General features: G+C 53.3%; 20 protein-coding genes and 2 pseudogenes. 9 read left to right on the top strand and 13 right to left on the bottom strand.

Features of this window, described 5'->3' with window-relative positions; all coding sequences use genetic code 11:
* Positions 1-9: 9 nt before the first annotated feature.
* Positions 10-1,407, bottom strand: a complete 1,398-nt coding sequence (locus tag KTE_RS42465) for a cytochrome ubiquinol oxidase subunit I (protein WP_201392850.1) — start codon at positions 1,405-1,407, stop codon at positions 10-12.
* Positions 1,408-1,929: 522 nt separating this feature from the next.
* Here KTE_RS42465 and KTE_RS42460 point away from each other — a divergent pair.
* The 3 genes from KTE_RS42460 to KTE_RS42450 all read left to right on the top strand — a co-directional run bounded on the left by KTE_RS42460 (position 1,930) and on the right by KTE_RS42450 (position 4,502).
* Positions 1,930-2,103, top strand: a complete 174-nt coding sequence (locus KTE_RS42460; RefSeq protein WP_201392848.1) for a hypothetical protein — start codon at positions 1,930-1,932, stop codon at positions 2,101-2,103.
* Between the two features lie 411 nt (positions 2,104-2,514).
* Positions 2,515-3,324 carry an SRPBCC family protein gene (locus KTE_RS42455; protein ID WP_201392846.1) on the top strand — a complete coding sequence of 270 codons (810 nt, stop codon included), beginning with the start codon at positions 2,515-2,517 and terminating at the stop codon, positions 3,322-3,324.
* A complete protein-coding gene (locus tag KTE_RS42450) occupies positions 3,321-4,502 on the top strand; it encodes a zinc-dependent alcohol dehydrogenase (RefSeq protein WP_201392844.1) in 1,182 nt (393 codons plus the stop codon). The genes KTE_RS42455 and KTE_RS42450 overlap by 4 nt, the downstream gene beginning before the upstream one ends.
* Before the next feature lie 75 nt (positions 4,503-4,577).
* Here the strand turns inward: KTE_RS42450 and KTE_RS42445 are convergent, their stop codons facing one another.
* The 3 genes from KTE_RS42445 to KTE_RS42435 all read right to left on the bottom strand — a co-directional run bounded on the left by KTE_RS42445 (position 4,578) and on the right by KTE_RS42435 (position 6,310).
* Positions 4,578-4,982, bottom strand: a complete 405-nt coding sequence (locus KTE_RS42445) for a PPOX class F420-dependent oxidoreductase (protein WP_201392842.1) — start codon at positions 4,980-4,982, stop codon at positions 4,578-4,580.
* An 82-nt stretch (positions 4,983-5,064) separates the two neighbouring features.
* Complete coding sequence (locus KTE_RS42440) at positions 5,065-5,601, bottom strand: DUF2269 family protein (RefSeq protein ID WP_201392840.1); 537 nt, start codon at positions 5,599-5,601, stop codon at positions 5,065-5,067.
* Between the two features lie 118 nt (positions 5,602-5,719).
* On the bottom strand, positions 5,720-6,310 hold the full coding sequence (locus KTE_RS42435) for a TetR/AcrR family transcriptional regulator (protein ID WP_255553091.1): 591 nt from the start codon (positions 6,308-6,310) through the stop codon (positions 5,720-5,722).
* Between the two features lie 270 nt (positions 6,311-6,580).
* On the opposite strand from KTE_RS42435, the gene KTE_RS42430 reads away from it, so the two are divergent.
* A complete protein-coding gene (locus KTE_RS42430) occupies positions 6,581-7,507 on the top strand; it encodes an RNA polymerase sigma-70 factor (RefSeq protein WP_307812076.1) in 927 nt (308 codons plus the stop codon).
* A gap of 145 nt (positions 7,508-7,652) precedes the next feature.
* Here KTE_RS42430 and KTE_RS42425 read toward each other — a convergent pair whose 3' ends face one another.
* The 5 genes and pseudogenes from KTE_RS42425 to KTE_RS42405 all read right to left on the bottom strand — a co-directional run.
* Positions 7,653-8,027, bottom strand: a complete 375-nt coding sequence (locus KTE_RS42425) for a PleD family two-component system response regulator (protein WP_007919035.1) — start codon at positions 8,025-8,027, stop codon at positions 7,653-7,655.
* On the bottom strand, positions 8,014-9,576 hold the full coding sequence (locus KTE_RS42420) for a PAS domain S-box protein (RefSeq protein ID WP_201392836.1): 1,563 nt from the start codon (positions 9,574-9,576) through the stop codon (positions 8,014-8,016). Before KTE_RS42420 ends, KTE_RS42425 begins: the two co-directional genes overlap by 14 nt.
* A 347-nt stretch (positions 9,577-9,923) precedes the next feature.
* Positions 9,924-10,535, bottom strand: a complete 612-nt coding sequence (locus tag KTE_RS42415) for a hypothetical protein (RefSeq protein WP_201392834.1) — start codon at positions 10,533-10,535, stop codon at positions 9,924-9,926.
* Positions 10,536-10,588: 53 nt separating this feature from the next.
* The gene (locus KTE_RS42410; protein WP_201392832.1) at positions 10,589-11,044 is read right to left on the bottom strand and encodes a PPOX class F420-dependent oxidoreductase; all 456 of its coding nucleotides are present in this window, start codon (positions 11,042-11,044) and stop codon (positions 10,589-10,591) included.
* 265 nt (positions 11,045-11,309) lie between these two features.
* Positions 11,310-11,518: pseudogene (locus KTE_RS42405) on the bottom strand (winged helix-turn-helix transcriptional regulator); the annotation flags it as partial.
* A 346-nt stretch (positions 11,519-11,864) separates the two neighbouring features.
* Between KTE_RS42405 and KTE_RS42400 the strand changes: the two are divergent.
* The 4 genes from KTE_RS42400 (at position 11,865) to KTE_RS42385 (ending at position 16,575) form a co-directional block, all read left to right on the top strand.
* Positions 11,865-13,244 carry a cytochrome P450 gene (locus KTE_RS42400; protein ID WP_201392830.1) on the top strand — a complete coding sequence of 460 codons (1,380 nt, stop codon included), beginning with the start codon at positions 11,865-11,867 and terminating at the stop codon, positions 13,242-13,244.
* 114 nt (positions 13,245-13,358) lie between these two features.
* The gene (gene tnpA / locus KTE_RS42395) at positions 13,359-13,757 is read left to right on the top strand and encodes an IS200/IS605 family transposase (RefSeq protein ID WP_201392828.1); all 399 of its coding nucleotides are present in this window, start codon (positions 13,359-13,361) and stop codon (positions 13,755-13,757) included.
* Complete coding sequence (locus KTE_RS42390) at positions 13,754-14,974, top strand: transposase (protein ID WP_236600284.1); 1,221 nt, start codon at positions 13,754-13,756, stop codon at positions 14,972-14,974. The genes tnpA and KTE_RS42390 overlap by 4 nt, the downstream gene beginning before the upstream one ends.
* Positions 14,975-15,207: 233 nt before the next feature.
* Positions 15,208-16,575, top strand: coding sequence for a glutamine synthetase family protein (locus tag KTE_RS42385; protein ID WP_201392826.1), 1,368 nt, complete (start codon positions 15,208-15,210; stop codon positions 16,573-16,575).
* A 92-nt stretch (positions 16,576-16,667) separates the two neighbouring features.
* Here KTE_RS42385 and KTE_RS42380 read toward each other — a convergent pair whose 3' ends face one another.
* Entirely contained in the window at positions 16,668-19,805 is a 3,138-nt protein-coding gene (locus KTE_RS42380; protein WP_201392824.1) for a transglycosylase domain-containing protein, read from the bottom strand.
* A gap of 544 nt (positions 19,806-20,349) precedes the next feature.
* Here KTE_RS42380 and KTE_RS42375 point away from each other — a divergent pair.
* Entirely contained in the window at positions 20,350-21,864 is a 1,515-nt protein-coding gene (locus KTE_RS42375; protein ID WP_201392822.1) for an APC family permease, read from the top strand.
* Between the two features lie 62 nt (positions 21,865-21,926).
* Here KTE_RS42375 and KTE_RS42370 read toward each other — a convergent pair whose 3' ends face one another.
* The 3 genes and pseudogenes from KTE_RS42370 to KTE_RS42360 all read right to left on the bottom strand — a co-directional run bounded on the left by KTE_RS42370 (position 21,927) and on the right by KTE_RS42360 (position 23,530).
* Positions 21,927-22,193 carry a DUF6510 family protein gene (locus tag KTE_RS42370; protein ID WP_236600982.1) on the bottom strand — a complete coding sequence of 89 codons (267 nt, stop codon included), beginning with the start codon at positions 22,191-22,193 and terminating at the stop codon, positions 21,927-21,929.
* Positions 22,190-22,948: a ferredoxin reductase gene (locus KTE_RS42365; protein ID WP_201392820.1), complete on the bottom strand. Its 759-nt coding sequence runs from the start codon at positions 22,946-22,948 to the stop codon at positions 22,190-22,192. Before KTE_RS42365 ends, KTE_RS42370 begins: the two co-directional genes overlap by 4 nt.
* A pseudogene (locus KTE_RS42360) lies at positions 22,918-23,530 on the bottom strand (sulfite oxidase-like oxidoreductase). Before KTE_RS42360 ends, KTE_RS42365 begins: the two are co-directional and overlap by 31 nt.
* Positions 23,531-23,688 lie beyond the last annotated feature (158 nt).

The following is a 23,688-nucleotide window of genomic DNA, read 5'->3' as shown; positions in this document are numbered from 1 at the left end:
CAGTTCCCCTTAGTACGCGCCCTGGAGCACGTTCTCTTCTTCGGAAGCCGCCTTCTCTGCCTCAAGCGTAGGCACATCCTGCTTCGCTGTGCGTACGAGCAGCCAGCCATCGACCACGGCCAGCGCCGCGTAGACCGCGATAAACGCGCTTAGCGAGAAGAGGATCATCCCGGCGCTCACATTAGGCGAGACGCCTGCATCTGTCTTGAGGACGCCGAAGACTAGCCAGGGTTGACGGCCCATCTCTGTCAAAATCCAGCCCATTGTATTGGCAACAAAAGGGACTGCAATCGCGGCGACCATCAGCATCATCAGCTTGGGATATTGGGTGAAGCGCCGCTTGTTCAGCAGGAACAGTCCCAGGCCCGCGATGGCGACCATGGCCATACCAGCACCAACCATCACGCGGAAGCTCCAGTAGGTGATGAAGACAGGCGGGATATAGTTGCCGGGACCATACTGCTTCACGTATTCGGCCTGAAGCTGGTTGAGGCCCTGGACCTTGCCATCAAATGAGTTGTAGCTCATAAAGCTGAGTCCAGCAGGGATATCAATCGAGAAGAGATCCTTGTGCTCCTGTGTATTCGCAACCTTAAAGAGCGAGAGTGGAGCGGGATTTTCGGTATTCCACAGGGCCTCAGCGGCAGCCATCTTCATAGGAGTATGCACCGTGCTGTACTGACCCTGGATGTGACCAAAGAGGGAGACCGCGATACCACCGATCAAGGCCATCGTCAGGCCGATACGCGCTGAACGGGTAAAGAACTCGGTGTCGTGCTCATCACACTTCTTCAGCAAACGGTAGGCACTGATACCAGCGACGAAGAAGGCGCCAGTGACCAGGCCACCCGCGACCACGTGTGGGAACTGTACCCAGAGGCGGCCATTAGTGATCAGTGCGAAGAAGTTCGTCATCTCAGCCCGGCCATTACGAATGACGAAACCGGTAGGCTGCTGCATAAAGGCATTCGCTGAGAGAATCCAGAAGGCCGAGAGGTGAGATGCCAGAGCGACCAGGTAGATGGCGGCCAGGTGTATCTTCTTCGGCAGGCGATCCCAGCCAAAGACCCAGATGCCCAGGAAGGTTGACTCCATAAAGAAGGCCAGCAAGGCCTCAACCGCCAGGGGCGCGCCAAAGACATCACCTACGAAGCGTGAGTATTCAGACCAGTTCATACCAAACTGGAACTCCTGCACCAGGCCAGTCACAACGCCCATAGCGAAGTTGATCAGGAACATCTTACCCCAGAACTTAGTCATGTTCCGGTAGACCTCTTTGCCCGTACGGACATAGAGGGTTTCCATGATCACGAGTAGAATCGAGAGTCCCAACGTCAGTGGGACGAAGAGGAAGTGATAAATGATTGTACTAGCAAATTGTAGCCTTGCTAGAAGTAGCGCATCCATTATTTTTTTGCTCCTTACACTTTATCGCAATTAAAGAATAGCATTGGTGCAGGGGGAAGAACCTCGTGTGAACGCAGGATATTAGCCGCTTCAAATACCGTATTTCTGTATCCAGTTTTTCCCTGATAGACCAGGTTCTTTCTCCTGTCTGGATCAGGTGTAACCTCAGTGAAAACCGCAAAAGGAGCAGGAGGTAGGGTGGAATCCTACACAACCACGTTTAAGTAAGCTTGAATATACTGGGATTCTGGCTATACACGTTATCCCGACATCAGATTCATGACCGAAACACCCTAAGGTGTAATGCATACACTTACTCATATCGACCCTGGAATAAAGAAGGATAGCCAGGCAGTACCGGAGTCCTGAGGAGCTTATGGAAGCTGATCAACGCTGCTAAAGCACGCGTCGTGCCTCCACGGCTAAGAAGAAGGTCCTGCTAGCCTTCAGTAAAGCAGAGTGCTGGCGGATTACGAGTAGTAGATGGAGGCAAACCAGACACAGAGAGGATCAAGCAAGACGATGTATAGCAGTAGCACCGAAGAATTTGAGATCCAGTTTCACCCCGAACGCGGCATAGTTGAGATCTACAATACCGAAACGCAGAGCCACCTCGAACTCACCATCGAAGGAGCCGTAAAAATGCTCCAAACCATGCTCAAACGTCACGAAGAGAACACACAAATAACAGAGTAAGCAGAGAGACCAGGTTGAGTGCCGTACGGCACTCAACCTGGTCTCTCTGCTTACTCTGTTATTACTCTCTATAAATTAACTGCTCCGCAGCATGGATGAAAGAAGGGACCAGAGCCTCTTCGCTCATCGATGCCGCGGAGCAGTTTCTTTTGCTACATTGCCGTATCCTCCTTTGCCGGTGGATTGGATTGTATGTATCAAGGCGAGTGGCTAGGACTGGATAAACATCCTCGCCGAAATGTCCTTGCTCCTGGATAATAAATACTATACCCTCCCTTTGTGAAGAGACTATGATAGAAGTTTCAGAAAACTGTGATGAAAATGTAAACTGGACTAAGAGATGGAACAAACAACCGGGGGCATTCGTGACAGGAATGTATTAAATCCTGCTTGTCATGGAGGAAACGGCTTATGTCTTCAGAGCAGCCGAGCAATCGGGCCATAGTCAATATACGCGATATACGCGATATATTACAAAGAGCTACAGATAAGCCCACGAATATATCTCAGGGGGAGCGCCTTGGGTCCCTGGTGGGTGGAGGTCTGCTGACCCTCTTTGGCCTGACAAAAGGTAGCCTTGCCAGCCTCTTGCTGGGTGGAGGTCTGCTCTATCGAGGAGCAACAGGCCATAGCGTGCTTTATGACAGGCTGCACGTCAACCGGGCGGAGCATCCCTTTCCCTCAAGTAATGTCAGTAAGCTGCCAGGTGGAGCGGGTTTTCGTGTGCATAGAGCCATGACCATTCAAGCCAGCCCCGAGCAACTGTACGATACCTGGCGCGATGTAGAGCGTGCGCCTGCCTATATGCCTATGGTGCAGGAAGTGTGTAAAACTGGCGAGAAGAGTTCGCACTGGCTGGCCAGGGGACCGCAGGGGCAGCGCCTGGAGTGGGACATTGAGACTGTCAGGGAGGAGCCAGGAAGGCTGATCGAGTGGCGGGTACTCAATAATCCCATGCTTGAGGATAATGGGCGTGTACGCTTCACCGCTGCTCCTGAAGGGCGCGGCACCATTGCGATCCTGGAGATGGATTTCGCGCATCATCGCAAGCTCCAAACTGCCCTTGAGATGCCGCTGCTGGGTCGGGCCACTGATATCATGCTTGAGACGCAGGTAGCCGAGATCCTGCACCGCTTTAAATCTCTGGTAGAGGCGGGAGAGGTCCCCACTATAAAGGGGCAGCCAACAGGGAAACAGGCAGAGGAAGGAGTACGGGTATGAAGGCTCTATGCTGGTTTGGGGCACATGATGTGCGGATAGAGAATGTACCCGATCCCGAAATTCTTAACCCGCGTGATGCTATTGTTAAGATTACGACCTCGGCCATTTGTGGCTCAGACCTGCACCTCTATGATGGGTATATTCCGACCATGAAGAAGGGGGATATTCTGGGGCATGAGTTCATGGGCGAGGTCGTTGAGGTTGGTAAAGAGGTGAGCAACCTCAAGAAGGGCGGCCGGGTCGTCGTTCCCTTTACCATCGCCTGTAGCAACTGTATGTTCTGCAAGCGCGACATGTGGTCACTCTGCGACAACTCCAATCCCAATGCCTGGCTGGCTGAGAGCCTCTATGGCTACTCTGGCTCGGGCCTCTATGGCTACTCACATCTTTATGGTGGATATGCCGGAGGCCAGGCTCAGTATGTGCGTGTTCCCTACGCCGATATTGGCCCCCTCAAGGTTCCCGAAGGCATGAGCGATGAACAGGTGCTCTTCCTCTCGGATATCTTCCCCACGGGCTATATGGCGGCCGAGAACTGTGGCATCCAGCCTGGAGACACGGTCGCGGTCTGGGGCTGTGGTCCTGTAGGGCAGTTCGCCATCAAGAGCGCCTATATGTTGGGTGCGGAGCGCGTCATCGCCATTGACCGCATCCCAGAGCGTTTGCGCATGGCCCAGGAGCACGGGCGTGCCGAGATCATCAACTACGAGAAAGAGGGCGATGTGGTGGAGATGCTCAAGCAGATGACGGGTGGAGTTGGACCAGATGCCTGCATCGACGCTGTGGGCCTGGAGGCGCATAGCACCAGTGTAGGTGCTATCACCGATACTATCAAGCAAAAGATGCGCCTGAGCACGGATCGCCCCTATGTCCTGCGCCAGGCGATTCAGGCCTGCCGTAAAGGAGGCACTGTCTCGCTACCGGGCATCTATGGCGGCTTTGTGGATAAGATGCCCATGGGCGCCGCCTTCGCCAAGGCCCTGACCTTTAAGATGGGTCAAACTCATGTGCATCGCTATCTGCGCCCGCTGCTGAAGCGTATTCAGGGGGCGGAGATCGATCCCACCTTTGTCATCACGCATAAAGTCTCCCTCGACCAGGTACCCCAAGCCTATGACATGTTCAAGCACAAGCAGGATTCCTGTATCAAAGTAGTGATCAAACCCTGGGAGGCGTAATCACTTACATCATGCGGGCCAACGCTGCGAAAGTACGCGTCGGCCCGACTTGTATGAAGCGTGCGAAAATGGTCTTTATTCCCAGGTAATTTTCTTGATGACTGACTTTCCATCTTGAAAGGCTGGCCCTTCAATGCCGATACTCCAGGAGACCTTCGGCGTAATCACAATATATGTGCCAGGTCCCCGAAAACCCTCCTCAAGTTGCAGAATCGCAGCCTCACCATGAAGCTTGATTGAGCGTGGCTCAAGGGGTTCGAGCGAGGGTAGTTCATCAATAAGCAGCGACACCTTGCTATGTCCGGCGGCAATATTTTTATATTTGCGTGTGCGTTCCAGGAAATACCCACCAATATAGAAGCGCCCGTTCTCGAAGGCGAAGCCGACCGCATCCGCATCGGGCTGACCATTGATGGCCACCGTTGCCAGTCTGGCCAGGGGTTGTGTGCGCAAAAACGCGAGCTCTTGTTCTGAAAACATTTCTTTCCTCTTTCTTTGAATGTTCCTAATATGAATCTATCTTTACCAGGTTTTTTTAGCAATCGATCACAAAATGTATGTTCTACCTTTTAAGCGAGAAGGCGAAGATGAGGCTTGCAATGAGGGCGAGAGCCATCACAATTCCCGAGCCAAGCCAATCCAGCTTCAGAACCATCAGGACTATCGCGCCCAATGCAACCAGGCCTGGAATGGGTACATAAGCCCGCAGCACGGGATCAGTGATAACTTCTCTCAGAGAGGCTGAGATCTCGCCCTCGGGCGCGGCTTTCGCTGCCACATGGATTGCCTTCATACGAGGACCGTTAATCACCGGGCTCAGGATACCCACGAGAATGAGCAAGCCCAGCGAAAGGTCTATCCAGGCATGGTTCAATCCCCACACCGAGAACGTCAACACGAGACCGCTGACCAGAATGAGCACAGCGGAGACTGGTAAAATCAGGTCAATCACGCGACCGAGCGTGAGCCATTCATGGGCCTGGGTGGTCGTCTTGGCGGCCCGTAGGCGAGATGTGATGATTAACTCCAGACTGATAGCGATAAAGAGGCCAATCACACCTACAATGTGTAGTAAAAGCGTATAAGGATAGAGTGTCATGATGTATCTCTCCCCTCGTGAGTGGTAATTTATTACCTAAGTTTTTATACTTACCTTTGGTAAGTTAAAGCAATATTTTGTTCAGGCCTAGCATCTTCGCAGTGGACCCACAGAGAAGCTATATGCCCGGAAGGGGCGCTGAACCGGCGGTATTTACCTCATGTTCCCAGGCCAGCAGCATATCCTGGAGTGCTCGTTCGAGTAGCCGCGTCGCCTGCGCTTGCCCGCCGCTAATGCGGTCTGCCATCGTAAGAGTTACCAGCCCGTGAGCGGTCCCCCAGCTAATATTCACCTGATCTGCCAGGTGCTCGGTTGACAAGTGACGAGACTCAAGCACGTCTTTGACCGTTTGTGCCACCACATCTTCTATCTGTAGCCCTTCCTTCTCGGGCTCTGAGATGCTGAAGGTGACACCGTCCAGCCCATACATCAGGCGATACAACTCAGGATAGCGCCAGGCGAATTCCAGGTAGCCGCGAGCGACGAGCCGCATCGCCTCCACTGGATCGTGGCCTTGTGCTCGGGCCAGCTTTAAGTCGGCCTCCAACAGGCGGAAGCCCTCATGCACGAGCTCTAATAAGAGCACATCTTTGTTTGCAAAATGGGCATAAATGGCGGGATGGCTATACTCAATGCGATCTGCGATCTTGCGCATCGTCACATTGCGCCACCCCTCTGCGAGAGCAATTTCGCGCGCCGCATCTAGAATGCTTTGCTTGAGATCCTGCTGCTCTTTCGCCCGTCTTTCTTTCCATATGCCTTGATTTTACCTTAGTTAAATTAATTTACCTTTGGTAAATATAAATATACCAGCAATCAAAGGCTATGTCAAGCCATTCTCACCCGAATTCACCTCGCGCCTGCGGCGCTCGCCAGAGTAGGGGGTGTGGTGCGTGCTGGCAGCCACAGGCTGCCAGCACGCACCACACCCCCTACTCTGGCGTATATAAAATTGGAGTGGAAAGTTGTCCCAAATGAGATGGCTCAACCCTCTTTATTTATGGCAACACTTGCTCTCATGAGTCGACGAAAGGCAGAAAACAGCGTGGAGTCCTTTGAAACTTACCGGACATACCTCTTTTCTATTGCTTACCGCATGCTTGGTAGTGCGATGGATGCTGAGGATATGGTGCAGGAAACGTACCTGCGCTATCAGTCTACACCCATAGAAACCATTCACTCGCTCAAAGCGTATCTCACCACGATCCTCACGCGCTTATGTATGGATCAACTTCAACTAGCGCGCAGGAAGCGAGAACTATATGTAGGTCCCTGGTTACCGGAGCCAATTCTGACAACCGAGATGGATGAAACGGACGACCCGGAAAAGCGTGTCGATATGCAGGAGTCGATCTCGTTGGCGTTCCTGGTCTTGCTGGAGCAGCTTCAACCATTCGAGCGAGCGGTCTTCCTACTACGCGAAATCTTTGGTTATGAATTTCCCGAGATCGCCACGATGCTTGACAAGAGTGAGGCGGCCTGTCGCCGCTCCTTCAGCCGAGCCAGGCTCCATCTACGTACGCATCGGCCCCGCTTCCCGGCCTCTCCCCAACTCCACCAGCAGTTACTCAACGGTTTTCAGCAGGCCGTAAGTGCTGGCGAGATGACACCACTCATGAATATGTTGGCCGAAGATGTCACCTTCTGGGCAGATGGCGGCGGCAAGGTCAAGGGTGCAGCGACTCACGAGCTTGTTGGACGTGTCCCGGTAGCCCGTTTCTTGCTGGGGACAAGGCGCTTCTGGCCCGAGGGCTATAGCCCTGAAGTAGAAGAGGTCAATGGTCAGGTGGCCTTGATTGTCCGTGTAGGCGAAAAAGCCTTCTCCGTCATGACTATTGAAGTGGAGCAAGAACGTATTCGGGCAATTCGAATTGTTGCCAACCCGGAGAAACTTGCCCGGGTGTAATGAATGAGGAAGTAGGGTAAGGCTGGTGGCGTGCACAACCAGCCTTACCCTACTTCCTTATATTTACGTATACGTAATCGTAAGCCAAAATAGTAGATAGAGTATTATTATTTCAGGCATATTGTGATGTCTTGGTAAGATAAGCTTAACAATAACGCTTGACCTTGGCGAGCATCTCGTCCATATCAAAGGGCTTGGCCAGGAAATCATCTGCACCGGCGGCCAGCGCCTGGGAACGGGCCTGGGGATGGGCCGAGATCATCATCAAAGGGATATGATTGGTGGACTGGTTCTCTTTGAGATGGCGCGCGAGATGGCGACCATCCTGTCCTGAGAGCAGCATGTCGAGAATGATGAAGTCTGGTTGCGCCTGAAGACAGATTTGAGCTAAGTTCGCGTTTTCTGGAAGCTGATTGATGTTCGAGACGAGATATCCAGCATCCTCTAGCAGTAGCTGGATTACCTCAACGATATCCGGGTCGTCATCGATGACGAGCACCCTGGATTTAGTGGTTGTCATGACTGGTCTCCTTGGCAATGGTTGTATGGGGCTGAAGTGGGAGTGAGAAACTAAACGTAGAGCCTTGTCCCTTCTGGCTCTCCACCCAGATATGGCCCTGGTGGCGCTGGATGATCTCGTGTGCGAGGTAGAGTCCTATGCCCAGGCCAGGAAATGTTTGTTCGAGTGGCTCATCCACGCGATAAAAACGCTCGAAGATCCGGGAAAAGTGCTCCGAGTCGATGCCGATGCCATAATCTTGAATATGAATTAAGGCTGCTTGATCGCTATAACAGATCTCAATACATACCTGTTTTCTGCCTGGAGAGTACTTGATAGCGTTGCTTACCAGGTGATGGATTACCTGTCCAATGCGCTCACGGTCACCTGTAATGGTGAGTTTTTCGACGCCTTTGAGCTGGAGCTTATGCGTTGCAGTGGTGGCCTGCTGGCTCTCCAACTCCTCCCCTACAGCCTTAACAAGATCAAACACCTGAGGACGCAGGTTGAGCATACCCAGATCCAGTTGAGAGATACTCAGTATCTCATTGATGAGGTCTGTCAGTTTATCAAGCTGATAGTTCATCTTGGCAAGAAAATGGAGCGATTGTTTCTCATCAGAGCGCTGAAAGTGTTTTTGCAGCAACTGGGTATAGCCTTTGATGCTGGTAACCGGTGTTTTCAACTCATGGCTGACCATACTGATAAAGTTGTCTTTGAGTTGTTCCAGGCGCTTCCTTTCACTAATATCGATGAAGACAACGACGCCTGCGATAATCTCGCTCTGTGTATTCAAGATGGGCGCAGAACTTACACTCATGATACCACGTGTGCCATCGCCGCGCAGAAAAGTAATCTCTTCCTCCCGTACAGACTCGCCCTGGCGGATTGAGCGTGCAAGCGGCCATTCATGCCCGGCATAGGGTGTGCCACCAGAATGAAAACCTTCATAGCGGTCGTATTTGTCAACCTCGTTAGCTTCAGGAGAAGAGTGACGCCAGATCTGCCTTACCTGGTCGTTGCTAAACAAGAGTTTGCCCGAGGGAGCCTCGGCGATCATAACACCCGCGGGCATTTGTTGAAGAACTGTAAGCAGGTGTGTATGCGCCAGGTCTGACTCCTCAACGAGACGTTGCTGCTCGATTTCAGCTTCTTTTAGCGCCGTGATATCACGCAGGCTACAAATAAGTGCGGCTACCTGGAGATCAGCCAGTTTATTGACAGCACGTAGTTCGAGCCAGCGCCAGGAGCCATCTTTGTGACGATATCTTTGTGTCATAAAGAGTTCTTGCCTGGTGTGAGCCTGTAAGCTTGCCAGGCTTTCAGATGCCTCAGATTGATCGAGAGGGTGAACCCATGAGAGCATGGTTTGTCCAGATACCTCTTCAGGCAGGTAGCCTAGCACATGTGTCAGTGCGGGACTGGCATACAGAATAGTACCTTGATCATCAAGTAGAAGCGAAACCTCATGACTATGCTCAATAAGCGCATGCAAACGTGCCTCCCATTGAGTAGGGGAGGAATTGTGTTCGGGGGAAGAGTCTTGAGGCTTATCTTGTATTGACATCATGGGTCCCTTTATATAAATAAACCAAAGAGACAGCGGAAAGTGGTCACTTCGCACCACCCTGGTCTCTAAGATCTTATCCCGAAACCCAACGTCACCTGCGTGACTAGCACTTCCCGCTCAGGGTTTTCGGAGAAGAAGTAAACAGAAATTCTCTAGTACCCATAATACGGTTTACAAAGATAAAAAGAGACACCTTGCTATTGTTGGGTGGTGTGATGGCAGCAGGGTGGCTATAATGGATCCCATAACTAAGACAAAAAGAGGTTAATGCATCCAAACCTCTCTTATCCCTTGTTGAGGTTTAGATGCATTAACCTCTGCTGCTCTTTTCTCTCAACTCCAGCAGATCAGCTTTTTTCCTGCAACACAACCGTAAGAGGAGCCTGTGCTGGCACAGTTTCTGACCAGACAATCACCACCCCCAGAAGGATCCAGAAAAAGCCCCAGAGATCGACGAGTGGAGCGAAAATCAGATGCCCTTTTCTCAGGAAGAAAGGAACCTGGATAAGGACCAGTTGGGCGATGAAGTACAGACCAACGAGGAGAGGGACCCATGCTTGCCAGCCAGGCAACTTCTTTCTTAACAATGCTGCTATTCCCAGGGCGACCATGCCGAGCGCGATCAGGATGCCACCAGGTGGCGTCAACACCTGCCCTGCTCCAGAGTTGGGGAGAAACAGGTAGCAGATCATCCCGCTCGCCTGACTGAGAGTGCCAAGGATGGTAACGCTAGCTCCAGCAATTGCCAGCCATCCAGGAAAAACAAACCGACGGGCGATGATTCCTATGGGTCCGCCAATGAGCGCCACATTAGCGATAGCCCAAATCAAGCGGGCGACAGCGTGGACCGGACTCGTGGGGTCCGACCACCACAGGTCAAGTGGTGTATCTGCTAATTGAAGGATTCCACCGATCAGGCAGAGCAACCCGATCAGACGAAAACGCGGTAAAACAGACATGGAATAATCCTTTCTCTTTTCAGCTCTTTGTCCACATTCTGCGTTGATCCAGCTTAGGAACGCGCAGCCTGCGTCTTCTCAAAGCCTCCATTTCCCATGTCGGCGCCTCTCTCATCCAGCACAATTTCATACACCGCCGTTTTCTCGCCAGGATATTTGCGGTCGAAGACAATCCCGAAGAAACGACCCACGATGCCGATACGCAACACGCCTCGCGCGCGCCTGGCCTCCTCGGTATACAGGCGGCGCACGGTGCCTTCAATCGCTGGACCAAGCGCCTCCCCTTTGCGGTTGCCAGGCGCGAGGGTGACGTGTGGATTATGGGCGAGGCGTTTGACCTTCCAGGTATCCGCTGGCGTCATAAAGTAGAGTTTGCCGTTCGAGGCGACCGTGCCTACCGGGGTGCCGATGCCTGTGCCGTTGCGGCGGAAGCTGGTCAGCAGGGTCATATGACCTTTTCCAGGGGCAGTCAGGTACTCTCGCGTGGTATGAGTCGTTTTTTCGCTCATGATCTGTCTCTCTTTCTTGTGCTCAATCTGCTTAGAGTCCTCTAAGAGCAGCAAACGGTTTCGCCAAAACCATATATGTCATCCGTCCATTCACTTGACATACTAAAGAATGCATTCACGTCCTACGGAGAGGTTTTTTCTCTCAGGCATCCAGTCAGGAAGGCTGGATGCCTGCAAGTAGCCCCCCTCTATACGTGTGTGAATGTTCACTAACATACTATAGCCAGAGATGGGGAACTTGTCAAGGGAGGCAGTGCAGCCGATCTCACGCACGACTACCATGATCTTCCATGTTGTCACTCAACTGCCAATACTCGATGTTGTTTTGCTCGCAGTACCACTCTCCCCATGCGTGAATCTGGTAGACGATCGGTTCCAGGCTTCGCCCCGACTCGGTGAGTGAGTATTCCACCTTTGGGGGACCTGAGCGTAGACCTGCCGGTGAATGATCCCTGCCTGCTCTAACTCCCGCAATTAGAGGGTGAGCATTAGTATGATTTTCTAGACTACCTCAAATTATTTTGTGTACTTGTTTCTTTTACTGTTATCCGGTATTTTGATTGTAGTAGGACGTGGGAAGCATAACAAGCGAAGCCAGCTTGCGCTGGAGCAAGAAGATCACCTTCTCTCTGGAGCGCCTTGCTCATCTTGCGCGAGAGCCAACTCATTGCTCGTGCTGAATCTGTTGCATAAAAGCTGAGGTCAGGATCCCCTGCCGTTTTGAGGATCATCCCATAGCTCACTCGCTGCACTCTTAGACCTTGATGAGCACCGAGTCGAACTTACTACCTACGAACTTTGTCTTTGAGGAGAAAAACAGATGTCTCATACTACATTTGCGTCGCTCCCGGCAACGCCGCGCAGACGTCTGCCCCCTGGACCGCCATGGCCTACGGCGGCCTGGAATACCGTCAGATTTGCGCGCCAGACCCTAAGCTTCTTACAGGAGCTGCGTGAGCGCTACGGCGATCTCGTGACGCTGCCAACGGTCCTGGGTCCCTGGACCCTGGTCTTTCATCCTGATGGCGTGCGCCATGTCGTTCAGGAGAATCACTTCAACTATCGCAAAGGGGGGATTTCCAATCAAGCGCTTCGCCTGACGCTGGGCAATGGCCTGCTCACCAACAATGGAGACTCCTGGCTGCACCAGCGTCGCCTGATCCAGCCGGTCTTTCATCGAAAGCAGATCGCCGCCATAGGCCAGCTGATGGCCGAGAGCGCCCTGGCCTGGACTGAGGAAGCCGGCATCAACGCGGGACAGCCCCTCGATCTGTTCCAGGAGATGAGTGGCCTGACCTTGAACATTGTGTGCAAAGCACTCTTTGGCGCAGATATGCTCGCGCACAAGGAGCGCGTGTTGCAGGCGTCTACCACGATCAATCATTTGGAAGCACAAGCCTTTTATGTGCCGGGGCTTTTATCGCTACCGACACCCCAGCGCCGTCGCCTGTATGAGGCCCGCAATACACTCTACACCGTTGCTGACGCTCTGATCTCCAAACGTCATCAAGCATCGACGGAGAGTGATCTGCTGACCCTGCTCCTGGACGCGCGGGATGAAGAGACAGGCGAGGGCATGACGGATCAGCAGGTGCGGGATGAGGTCCTGACCCTCATGGTGGCCGGTCATGAGACCACGTCCAATGCGCTTTGTTGGACACTTCTGCTTCTGGTGCAACACCCAGACATCGAAAGTAGGCTCAGAGAGGAGTATACCCGCGTCCTGAATGGGCGCGCTCCGCAGATGGAGGATCTGCCCCAGCTTCCACTGACGCGCATGGTGCTTGAGGAGTCCATGCGCCTCTATCCACCGGCATGGGCCTTTGCCCGCCAGGCCATCGCCGAGGATGAAATTGACGGCTATCGCATTGCCAAAGGGGCGTATGTCCTGATGTTTCCTGCGACGACTCACCGGCATCCTGACTTCTGGGAGCAGCCTGATGTCTTCGATCCCGAGCGCTTCTCCCCCGAGTGTTCAGCCGGGCGTCATCGCTTTGCCTACTTCCCCTTTGGGGGAGGGCCGCGCGTGTGTATTGGCAACCAGTTTGCCCTCACCGAAGCACTGCTCATCCTGGCGACGATCCTGTCCCGATATCAGTTGCGCCTCCTGCCCGAGACCAACGTGGTCCCAGAGCCGCTGATTACCCTGCGGCCACGGGGCACGCTGTTGATGACGGTCCATCGGCATGAAGAGCTGTGAGCGCGCATCTTTGAAGGCCGGGCCGCCGCATTCCCCTCGCCTTCAGGCAGGGGTTAGGCGGCCCCTCTCGCTCTATTCTAGCATGGTATGGCATACCATGCTAGAATAGAGCGTATGAGAGAACAACATACGAAGCATGCCACATATAAAATAGCATACCATTTTGTATGGTGTCCCAAGTATCGCAAGACTATTCTGGTGGGGAATATCGCCACGTTTATTGAGGAAGAAATCAGGCGATTATGTGAGGCGAATACTTGGGAGATCGGCGCACTCAATGTACAGGAAGACCACGTTCACCTCTTTTTGAGTGCGCCACCCGCTATTGCGCCCTCTCTCATTGTTAATACCCTCAAAGGGATTACTGCGAGACAAGTCTTTAAGCAGCATCCCGAAGTCAAAAAACAACTGTGGGGTGGGAATTTCTGGTCTCGCAGTTACTACGTTGGCACCGTCGGAGACATGACCGAGGAAACCGTCAAAAAATATATCGAGTTGGGACAAGGGACATGAGAAAAACGTACAAGTACCGTTTAGCTCCCAATAAGACGGTGGAGAACAAACTCCATTGGGTTCTGGCACGTTGTCGAGAACTCTACAATGCGGGTCTTTCCGAGAGGAAGGATGCTTACCGTATGGCGGGCAAATCGATCACCTACTATGATCAACAAAATGTCCTTCCAGAGATCAAGGCAAAGATCAGAGAAGAGTATCAGGATATCGCTGCTCATGTCCTGCAAGATGTGTTAAAACGACTGGACAAGGCATTTCAACGGTTTTTTGATCGCTGTGCCAAAGGCCAGAAACCAGGATACCCGCGTTTTCAGGGTCGTAACCGCTATAACTCGTTTACCTACCCGGACGGCGCTGGCTGGAAATTGGATCAACAAACACGCCCGCCTGATAAGAAGGGCATGGTCAGAGTCAATCTGAAATTGACGAAGATTGGAACAGTGAAACTGCACCTGCATCGAGACATGATAGGCAAAGTCAAAACCTTGACCATCAAGCGCGAGGGAGAGCATTGGTATGCCTGTTTTAGCTGCGAAGTGGACAAGCCGGAAGCCTTGCCTAGCAGCTATGAGGATGTAGGGATAGACCTGGGTGTGACTCACTTTGCCGCCTTGTCCAATGGCGAATTCCTTGAGAACCCGCGCCATTATCGGAGAGCAGAGAACAAGCTCAAGAAGCTACAAGAGTCCTTGTCTCGCAAGAAGCGCGGCAGTCATCGCAGAGCGAAGGCAGTGAAGCGCGTGGCAAAGGCCCATCGTAAGGTCCGCAATCAGCGTGCCGACTTCGCTCACAAAGCCTCAAGAAAGCTCGTCAATCGCTATCAAGTGATCGTGCTTGAGGATCTCACCATGGCCAATCTGGTGAAACAGCCCAAGCCGAAGCAGGACGAAGAGACAGGACAGTATTTGCCTAATGGGGCGGCGGCCAAAGCGGGATTAAACAAATCAATAGCCGACGCTGGTTGGAGTCAATTTGTGGGAATGTGTACGTACAAGGCAGCATGGGCCGGGCGTACTCTCGTACAAGTTGATCCTAAGTACACCAGCCAGATTTGCCCGAATTGCGGGAATGTAGGCAAGAAGACGTTAGAAGAGCGGTGGCATTCTTGTACGTGTGGGTGTGAACTGGATCGGGATACGGCCTCAGCGAAGGTCATCCTCGGTATCGGACGAAAACAGCTTTCGGTCGGGACGCGGCCAACGCGGGCAACTGCGTAGAAGCCTCTCCATTCTATGGGGAGGTACGTTCACGGAAAAAGTAGTGGCCCCAGACGATGCACCCAATGTGACTGACACAGAGGCGCTTTGGTTGACACTGTTTGACAACTTTGGGGTGGTTTTGAACTCAAGCAGGCGAATGGCGAGGGGTCCAAGCTTAGCAAAAACGAGGCGAAAATGGTTGCTTGAGTATATGTTATAGTAGAATAAATCAAAGTCTGGGAGAGAAGCCTATGGATAAGCATCAAATCATACTCAAGGCGAAGAATGACAAAATTCGCCTGGTGCGTTTCCTCTACTGCGATAATGGGGGAATTATTCGCGGCAAGGCCACACATGTGGATAAGCTGGAGAGCCGTATGCGTGAGGGCATTGGGCAGACGCTGGCCATGCAGGCCTTTACGGGAGTAGAACAACTGGCGGCTGTCGAGGGTATGGGGCCGGTTGGTGAGTTCCGCCTGTTGCCAGATCCGGAGACCTTTGTCACGCTACCCTACGCACCACACGCGGCCTCCATGATGTGTGATATGGTCGGTACGGATGGCGTTCCCTGGGAAGCCTGCCCGCGTACCTTCTTGAAGCGCATAAGCGCGCGCCTGGCCGCGCATGGTATGCGTGCAGAGGCCGCGGTTGAGCACGAATTTTACCTGGCACGCAAAGACGAGCAGACGGGGAAGTTTCTTCCTGCCGACAGCAGCCTCTGTTATAGCAGCATCGGTCTCGATGAACAGGCACATGTGATCGATGCCATTCTCGCCGCCTTAGAGGCGCAGGGAATCTCCATCGAGCTATTTCACACGGAACTGGGACCCGCGCAACAAGAGCTCTCAATCCAGCACGCCAACGTGCTCAGAGCCGCGGACAACGTCTGTTTGGTTCGCGAGACGGTCAGGAGCGTGGCGCGCGACTATGGCCTGTACGCGACCTTTGCCCCCAAGCCATTTCTCGATCAAGCGGGCAGCGGCGCACATATCCACATGAGTCTCTGGGGGACCGAGCGTGGCGAGCAGGCCGGGAAAAACCTCTTCTTTGAAGAGGGCCAGCGTGGTGGCTTTAGCCAGCTTGGCAAATACTTTGTGGGCGGCGTCTTGAAGCATATTCGCGGCCTGGTCGCGCTCACCTGTGGTAGCCCCAACTCCTACAGGCGCCTATTGCCGCATTACTGGAGTTCGGCCTATAGTGTTTATGGCTATGATAATCGCGAAGGCGCGATCCGCATCCCCTCGCTCTTCAGCGGGCGCGAAGCCAATTCTGCTAATATCGAGCTGAAATGTGCCGATCATAGCGGTAACCCCTACCTGGCATTGGGCGCGCTGCTAGCAGCAGGCCTCGACGGTATCGAGAAGCGTATCGAGCCAGGGGAGCCGCAAGAGATTGATCCTGGCAACTATAGCGACGAAGAGCGCGCTCGCCTGGGCATCCAGCGCCTGCCAACCACCCTCAGCGAGGCCCTCGACGAATTGGAGCACGACACCGTACTCACCGAAGCCCTGGGTCCGCTGCTGGCTACCTCCTACATCGCCGTCAAACGCAACGAAATCGAATTCTTTAAAGAGAAGACTCCCGAGGAAGAGACCGCACAACACTTCTACAAATATTAAACAATGGTGTGTGACAGATACCGGGCTGCCCACAGGCAGCCCGGTATCTGTCACACACCATTGTTTTACAGTCGCAAAGACGGGCCGGAAAACTACGGAGTCGGAGTAGGGAACGGAGGCACCAAAGTCGGGAAAGGCGAAGGTGTCTTCTGCGGTTTCGGCGTTGATGTGACCGTCGGCGTTAGTGCCGGGGTTGGCGTTGGGGTCGGGGTGTTATTACCGCCACCCGGTTTGTTTCCACCATTGCCATTCGTGTTGGTGGGCGCAGTAGGGATAATGTCTCGCCCGCGCAGTGTTGGGGCCTGACCATTGATAACCCAGTCACAGATACCCGTACCAGCCAGGCCATCCTGTGCGGAAAGGTTGCAGGTATAGGTCACGCCACCGGGCTTGGAGAATGTGGTCGGGCCGGTCATGCCATCCGTTGCCGGATTGAGGCGAGAAGTGTGGCAGGCAATATGTACATTCATCGCGTCGTTAATGTCGGCACAGGGACGCCCGGAGACAAACTCCATCACAGCATGCCAGATGGGAGCCGCCCCGGTAATACCAACCACTCCATTTGCCATGTCATGACCATCGGCATTCCCTGCCCAGACCCCAACCGTGGCTCTAGGGGTATAACCAATCGTCCAGTTATCCTTGAAGGAATCGGTGGTACCAGTTTTGGCGCCTACCTGGTAGGTATCACAGCTAATGTATGTCTTGAGAGATGCCTGGCAGCTTGGATCCCAGTCATAGAACGAGAGATCATGGTCGCCAGGAAACTCTGGCTGGCGTGATGGCTCATCGCTCAGGACTGACGTGAGGAGGTAGTTGACCTGGCTGGAAAAGACACGCGTGCCTTTGCCCTTCGATGGATCATACTGGAAGAGATGGTTGCCATAGTTATCCCAGACATCAAGAATATTCTGGTATGGCGCATGCACACCATCATTGGCGAAGGTCTGGTAGGCGCTGGTCATCTCCAGGGGCGAGACATCCACCGTACCCAGGACCGGCGTCAGGTGAAAACAATTCATGGCATCCGTGCAGTTTTTCTTCCGCATAGCTTGATCAAGGCTGGTGATTCCCATCAGGCGCGCGTTATTAAAGACATTATCGGTGCCAGCAAAGGTCATCGCCTTTACCGCAGGAATGTTGTATGAGTTCGCCAGCGCCGCCCGAATAGTTGAGCGTGGCCCGGATACCCCATTCGGCTTCCCACCGTAGTCATTGGGCGAATATGGGAATTCCAGGTTTTCTTGATCCAGGGCGCCTGCAGCAGCGCCATTTGGAAAGTAAGTACGAATGTCAGGTAGAACAATCCCTGGATTCCACCCCATCTGGAAGGCCGTGGCATAGACGATTGGTTTAAAGGTCGAGCCAGGACCACGACCACGCGTGGTAACATTGACGCTACCAGCCACACGCTTGTTCTTTGGGTCCTTGTAATAGTCAACACTACCACTCATCCCCAGGACCTCGCCTGTCTTGGAGTTCATGACTACGACTGCGGCATCATTCACTTGCAGGTCTCGATTGAGTACAGCCGTTGTTCCAGCATAGCTGCCGAACTTCTGATAGGTAGGCTGCGTAATAAAGTATTTCGAGGCATCCTGAACATACTGCTGAATATTCATATCCAGGGTGGTGCGAATGTTGAAGCCGCCCGAGAGGAAGGCCTGGAGCCCCATTTGATCGTCACCATTGCCGAGTATATGCACCATCTGAAGTGTGACCCAATCGGTGAAGTGAGGAGCCTTTTTAATCGCGCTATATGGAGCGAATTTCCAGGTAGCAGTTAATTTCTCGGCCTGCTGGATCATCTCGTCGTCAATGGGTTTGCCATCGATGCGCTTGCCGTCTGACTTCATCTTTTGCAGGACATAGTCCTGGCGTCCGAGCGCGTTCTGGCGTGTGGTCTCGCTGATTGATGGGTCAAAAATGGTGGGGTTATTAGGAATTCCAGCCAACAACGACGCACGAGCCAATTCCACAATCGGATTGGGCTTGCCAGTCTTGGGATCAAGAGCCAGCTTCGTAATGCCGGGCTTACAGTTAAAGTTTTTATCGCAATCGGGCTGCAAGCCAAATAAATCGCGAACCGCCGCCTCTACGCCGAGATCCTGTATTCCGTAAGGGACACTATTAAAGTAGATCTCCAAAATCTTCCATTTGGGGTACTGTTGCGTCATACCCAGAGCCAGGGTAGCCTCGACGAGTTTGCGCGTGTAGGTACTCTGACTCTGCTTCGACAGGTTTTTAATGACCTGCTGCGTAATGGTACTACCACCGCCATTACCGGAGGTGGCGGCACGCAGAATACCCTGTGGATCGATACCCGCATTGCTCCAGAAGGTGCGATCCTCGGCGGAAACCTGGGCGTCCTGCAAGACCTGGGGAATATCTTTAAAAGAGACGGGCGTCGAGCGGCCAGAACTTCCCTCATCCTGATTGTAGCGCTCAGCAATCAATGTCGTGTTGCGGTCATAGATGCGCGTTGTTTGTGCGCTCGTCTTATTCGCAATGCTGGCGACCTTGCCTGCTTGCTGCTGATAATAGCTCACCGCGAAGAAGCCCGTGATAGATGAGGCGATAAAGCCTACTATCAATACCGCCAGAGCTACGCGATTGAAGATCCTGCGAAAGCGCGATTGTGGACGTCCACGCCCACGGCGCCTGCTAGTTGTCAAAGGTGCGATAAAGGGTGAGTTCAAAGCGCGCTTCCAGGGAGTAGCCTGCTCCATAGTCGGTTGCTGAGCGAGAGGATTGTCGCCTTGAGGATATGACCCCTGATAGTTTCCCATAGGTGGCGGCGCAGTCTGCGTAGCCTGTGTATAATTACTGCGCCCCAAAGCGGCCATCTTCCCAGAAACCTGGCGCATAACTTGCATCGCATTTGGCATCCAGCCCTGTTGTTGAGGGGATAAAGGCTTCATGGGAGGCCGTGCAGATTGTGGAGAGAACTGCTGGGGCCTCTGTGGTTGTGGTGGTATCTGTGGCTGGAACTGTTGGGGTTGGGAAGGCGGAAATTGCGAAGAAACAGGCCGACGCGGACTGCCTGCAGGCGGAAACTGTGGAGGTTGACCAGGGCCGGCAGACCGTTGTGAAAATGGGCGTGAAGCAGGTGGTTGCTGCTCGACATTTTTTTGCTGATAGTTGCTGAGTAATCCTCCCGTTTTTTTTGCCGGTTTGCCGTTCTGCGTTGTGTTCGCTGGCGCGCCTGGCTGATTCCAGTTATTACTCATATGCCTCCTTATACGTTTTCATGGTCAGCAGCAGGTTGCTCCTTTATTACGCATATGAAAGAGTTTGGCTGATTCAAGGTTAGAAAATAGGTACTCAGTGACAAGAGTCACTTTTTCCTCTTCACATGCGTACTTTGCGACTGACCTCTCTGTTTTTTGGCTCCTTTATGCAAAAAACATCGGCAACGATAAGATTGCCGGAAAATTCACCTTCGCTGTTTGCATTTGCTATGTATCCTGCATAGGTTAACATACACACTCATCTATCTGCTAATTGCTTACATAAATGGGCTAGGGAGACCAGGCTAATGGTTTAGTCTATGTGGGTGATATGCGGCAAATGAAAGTGAGAATGTGCAAAGATCTCGGGACTATTTTAACTAATCAAAGCGGCCTCTATGCTATAATAAGAGCATCAAAATAGATGTGCTTCAATTAAAAAGGATCCTCTTCGCGCACTTCGATTCCCAACGAGTTTGCTGTAAATGATGGCTTTAAGGATGAGCCGCATATCATTATTTCGCGAAAGGTAGGGAAACTTGCTATGGCGACATCTGCAATGGGAAATGAAGGCAATCAGCTCCGCTCGGAGCGTATTGCCGGGGGAATTTTACCGCGTGTGCTCAATTCATTTGACATGGTGGCAATTTTTGTAGCGATTGTGCTTTTTGCCAGCAACGGCGCGGTAGTCGCAGGCGGCGCGGGACCCTCCGCGTATGTGTACTGGATTCTGGGCTTTATAACTTTTCTTATTCCAGGGGCGGTAGTCACAGGTCAGTTGGGCTTGATGTTTCCGGGCGAAGGCTCGATCTATGTCTGGACGCACAAGGCGTTTGGCTCTTTTATGGGTTTCTTCGCGGGCTTCTGTGCCTGGTGGCCAGGTATTCTGGTAATGATCGCCACCAGTGATACAGTGGTCTCGCTCTTGCAGCAGATCAACACCTCCTGGCTGACTGAGCCCTGGCAGCAAGGGGTCGTCATCCTGGCTGTGCTCGCCTTTTCACTTGTGCTCTCTGTTCTGCGCTTCCGGGTGACACAGAATCTGGTCAATGTGATCTTTGTGGCCTATGGCGGCGCGATCCTGCTTGTGGGACTGGCTGGCTTGCTGGCCCTCTTTGGTGGCCATTCCGCCCATGTTGACTATGCAGCGCATAACTGGTTGCCTGTTCCCGCGACCTATACTTTCTATGGCACGGTTATTCTGGCTCTACTGGGTATTGAGGTTCCGCTCAATATGGGAGTCGAGATCACCAATACGCGCTCGATTACCCGGTATCTCCTCTGGGGTTCGGCGGTCGTCATGGCAGGCTATCTACTAACGACCTTTGGTGTGATGCAGGCGGTGACCCCGGTAAGCGCACAGGGGAGCCCTTCAGCCATTGCCCAGGCGGTGACCTCCGGCTTTGGTGGCGCGGGTAGTGTGCTGGGTCTGCTGGTCAATATCATCTTTATCGGCTTCTTCCTCTTTAACACAACTGTCTACAACTACTCATTCGGGCGCCTGCTCTTTGTCTCGGGCCTGGATCGTCGTATGCCAGCTATCATCAGCAAGGTCAATGCCAACAAGGTTCCCTGGATGGCTGTGCTGGTGCAGACTATTATCGCCGCCGTCTTTACGGTCATCGCCTTTATTCTGGCTCCATATGCCTTAAATGCTGGCCTCAAGCCCGCCGACCTTTCAACCATCATCTATGACATTCTGCAAGCGGCAGTAACCGTTATCTGGTGTGTCTCGATGGTCATTCTGTTTGTGGATGTGATTGTGATTCGCTACAAATACCAGGATGCCTTCACACGGGTAAAGCTGGCTCCCACCTGGGTCTTCTACTTGTGCGCCGTCTTTGGCCTGATTGCCAGTGCCGTGGGCGTGTATGTCACATTCACAGGCCCCTGGACATCACTGGTTACCAGCGCGCAGTGGGTGCTCTGGATTGGAGGCATTGGCTTGCTCTCCCTGATCGTGGGTGTGTTGCTCTACTTCGTAGGCCAGTTCACCGCTGGGCGCCAGCAGGCCGATGACCAGGAAATTATCGCCGAAGTCACCAGTTCAGCAGAGTAGCCACATCCAGTAGCCGCGTACGCCAGTAGCGGGTCTGCTACTGGCGTACGCGGGAAGATGGACTAGGCCTCAGTACTGATCTGAAGAACGCGCACGCCCTGCATATCCAGCCAGTATTGTCCCCTTCTCTGCGCAACGCGGATGAGCACGGTATCGCAGGAGGGGCAGCGAATGACCGTCCCCATCCCATGCATGTAGACAGCCAGTGCACCGATGGCACCGGTTGTACCGCAACCTGTACAGGTTGCCTGAACCTGCGTCATTTCAAAAGGGAAGATCTCTTGCAGAATGCCCCCGGCAGCGTTGCCATCAAGCTTGTTCTCCATCATATTTCTCCTGTGGGTCCGAATCGTTCGGTTTTGATTCGTCCAGGTTCGTATCCCAATGTGACGAGACTCGTTGCGGCTGTTTCGACGAATGGAGTTGGGCCACAGATGAACATCAATGCCCGTTGATCAACCAGCCATGCCACCTCACGCAGCATCTCGGTATCGATCCGACGATGATACCCTGTCCATCCAGGCGGTTGCACGCGGGTCAGCGTTTGCGCCACTTCAATCTTCGTGTTGCTCTTGACCAGGCGAGCGAGTTCTTCACGGTAGATCACCTCCGTGTACGATCGTGACGAATACAGCAAACGGATCGGAATCGTACTCCCCACGGCGGCATGATAGCGAATCATTGCCATCAACGGCACGATACCCGATCCTCCAGCTACTAGCAAGAGAGGACCACCCATCTGCGCCTCCCAGACGAAGTATCCCCCAATTGGACCGCGCAGTTCCAGTTGGTCACCGACACGGAGTTCACCCGTGAGGTAGGGCGACACTTCCCCTTCATCGAACCGTTCGACGGTGAGCGTCACACGTTGTTCCTGCTGAGGAGCAGACGCGATCGAATAGCTGCGCTCTGCCCGGTAGCCGTCTTCAGCCGTGAGTCGTACATCCACATGCTGTCCCGGTCGATGCCCGTTCCAGTGGGGGACGGCAAGCGTGATGCTCTTTGCCCGCGCTGTTTCTTCCTGCGTCGCAACCACCTCGCCAAGCTGCCAGCTTAGTCGCCCCGGTATCGTTCTTCTTTCCATGGATCACCGTGATTATGGTAGCCAAGCGATTCCCAGAAGCCCGGTTCATCCCGATCGACCAATCGCAGACCTCGGACCCACTTGGCGCTCTTCCAGAAGTAGAGGTGGGGAACCAGCAGGCGTGCCGGCCCACCGTGTTCGGGGGTGAGTGGCTGCCCATCATATGCATACACCACCCACGCCTTCCCAATCCAATACGTCTTCCAGTGGAAGGTTGGTAGTATAGCCGCCATCGCTAAAGGCGATCACGTAGTTAGCATCGTACTCAACCTGCTCGAGCAGTGTATCGACGGAGACGCCTTCCCAGTGTGTATCCAGTTTCGACCACTTGGTCACGCAGTGGATGTCTTTGGTCACCATCTCATGTGGCAGGGCGCGAAATGCATCCCAGGTCCGCCGTTTTGGTTGATCGACCTCCCCAAGCAGGGAGAAATCCCAGGTTGCGAGAGGCGTGTGTGGTGTCGGTCCCGCCGAAAGGACGGGAAAGCCACGCTCCAGATATTGTCCTGGTGGGATTCGCCCACTCTCATCGCCAGGCTTTCGGCGACCTCGGAATCCCCGCGAGACGAAACCTTCGCTCATTTTCTTACTCCTGATCTCTTTCTCATGTTGTTCCTCTCGAATTTATCATACACCGATGTCCAGGCTGATCGGCATACGCCGGATAGGATGAACCCACCCCCGTTGTTGCTCAGACAGCATGACGTCATCAATCTTCCGCATAGCCTGGTTTCCGGCTG

This window comes from Ktedonobacter sp. SOSP1-85, from assembly GCF_016587415.1.
Taxonomy (GTDB): Bacteria; Chloroflexota; Ktedonobacteria; order Ktedonobacterales; family Ktedonobacteraceae; genus Ktedonobacter.
The sequence above is the reverse complement of the archived record's forward strand: the minus strand, read 5'-3'. Positions and strand labels throughout refer to the sequence as shown.

Excerpts from the sequence above, each read along its gene's own strand:
- KTE_RS42445 (WP_201392842.1), bottom strand. The coding sequence starts at position 4,982 with ATGTTTTCAGAACAAGAGCTCGCGTTTTTGCGCACACAACCCCTGGCC.
- KTE_RS42390 (WP_236600284.1), top strand. The coding sequence starts at position 13,754 with ATGAGAAAAACGTACAAGTACCGTTTAGCTCCCAATAAGACGGTGGAG.
- KTE_RS42385 (WP_201392826.1), top strand. The coding sequence starts at position 15,208 with ATGGATAAGCATCAAATCATACTCAAGGCGAAGAATGACAAAATTCGC.
- KTE_RS42465 (WP_201392850.1), bottom strand. The coding sequence starts at position 1,407 with ATGGATGCGCTACTTCTAGCAAGGCTACAATTTGCTAGTACAATCATT.
- KTE_RS42420 (WP_201392836.1), bottom strand. The coding sequence starts at position 9,576 with ATGATGTCAATACAAGATAAGCCTCAAGACTCTTCCCCCGAACACAAT.
- KTE_RS42410 (WP_201392832.1), bottom strand. The coding sequence starts at position 11,044 with ATGAGCGAAAAAACGACTCATACCACGCGAGAGTACCTGACTGCCCCT.
- KTE_RS42370 (WP_236600982.1), bottom strand. The coding sequence starts at position 22,193 with ATGATGGAGAACAAGCTTGATGGCAACGCTGCCGGGGGCATTCTGCAA.
- KTE_RS42450 (WP_201392844.1), top strand. The coding sequence starts at position 3,321 with ATGAAGGCTCTATGCTGGTTTGGGGCACATGATGTGCGGATAGAGAAT.
- KTE_RS42375 (WP_201392822.1), top strand. The coding sequence starts at position 20,350 with ATGGCGACATCTGCAATGGGAAATGAAGGCAATCAGCTCCGCTCGGAG.
- KTE_RS42460 (WP_201392848.1), top strand. The coding sequence starts at position 1,930 with ATGTATAGCAGTAGCACCGAAGAATTTGAGATCCAGTTTCACCCCGAA.
- KTE_RS42400 (WP_201392830.1), top strand. The coding sequence starts at position 11,865 with ATGTCTCATACTACATTTGCGTCGCTCCCGGCAACGCCGCGCAGACGT.
- KTE_RS42455 (WP_201392846.1), top strand. The coding sequence starts at position 2,515 with ATGTCTTCAGAGCAGCCGAGCAATCGGGCCATAGTCAATATACGCGAT.
- KTE_RS42365 (WP_201392820.1), bottom strand. The coding sequence starts at position 22,948 with ATGGAAAGAAGAACGATACCGGGGCGACTAAGCTGGCAGCTTGGCGAG.
- KTE_RS42415 (WP_201392834.1), bottom strand. The coding sequence starts at position 10,535 with ATGTCTGTTTTACCGCGTTTTCGTCTGATCGGGTTGCTCTGCCTGATC.
- KTE_RS42440 (WP_201392840.1), bottom strand. The coding sequence starts at position 5,601 with ATGACACTCTATCCTTATACGCTTTTACTACACATTGTAGGTGTGATT.
- KTE_RS42425 (WP_007919035.1), bottom strand. The coding sequence starts at position 8,027 with ATGACAACCACTAAATCCAGGGTGCTCGTCATCGATGACGACCCGGAT.
- KTE_RS42380 (WP_201392824.1), bottom strand. The coding sequence starts at position 19,805 with ATGAGTAATAACTGGAATCAGCCAGGCGCGCCAGCGAACACAACGCAG.
- KTE_RS42430 (WP_307812076.1), top strand. The coding sequence starts at position 6,581 with ATGGCTCAACCCTCTTTATTTATGGCAACACTTGCTCTCATGAGTCGA.
- tnpA (WP_201392828.1), top strand. The coding sequence starts at position 13,359 with ATGAGAGAACAACATACGAAGCATGCCACATATAAAATAGCATACCAT.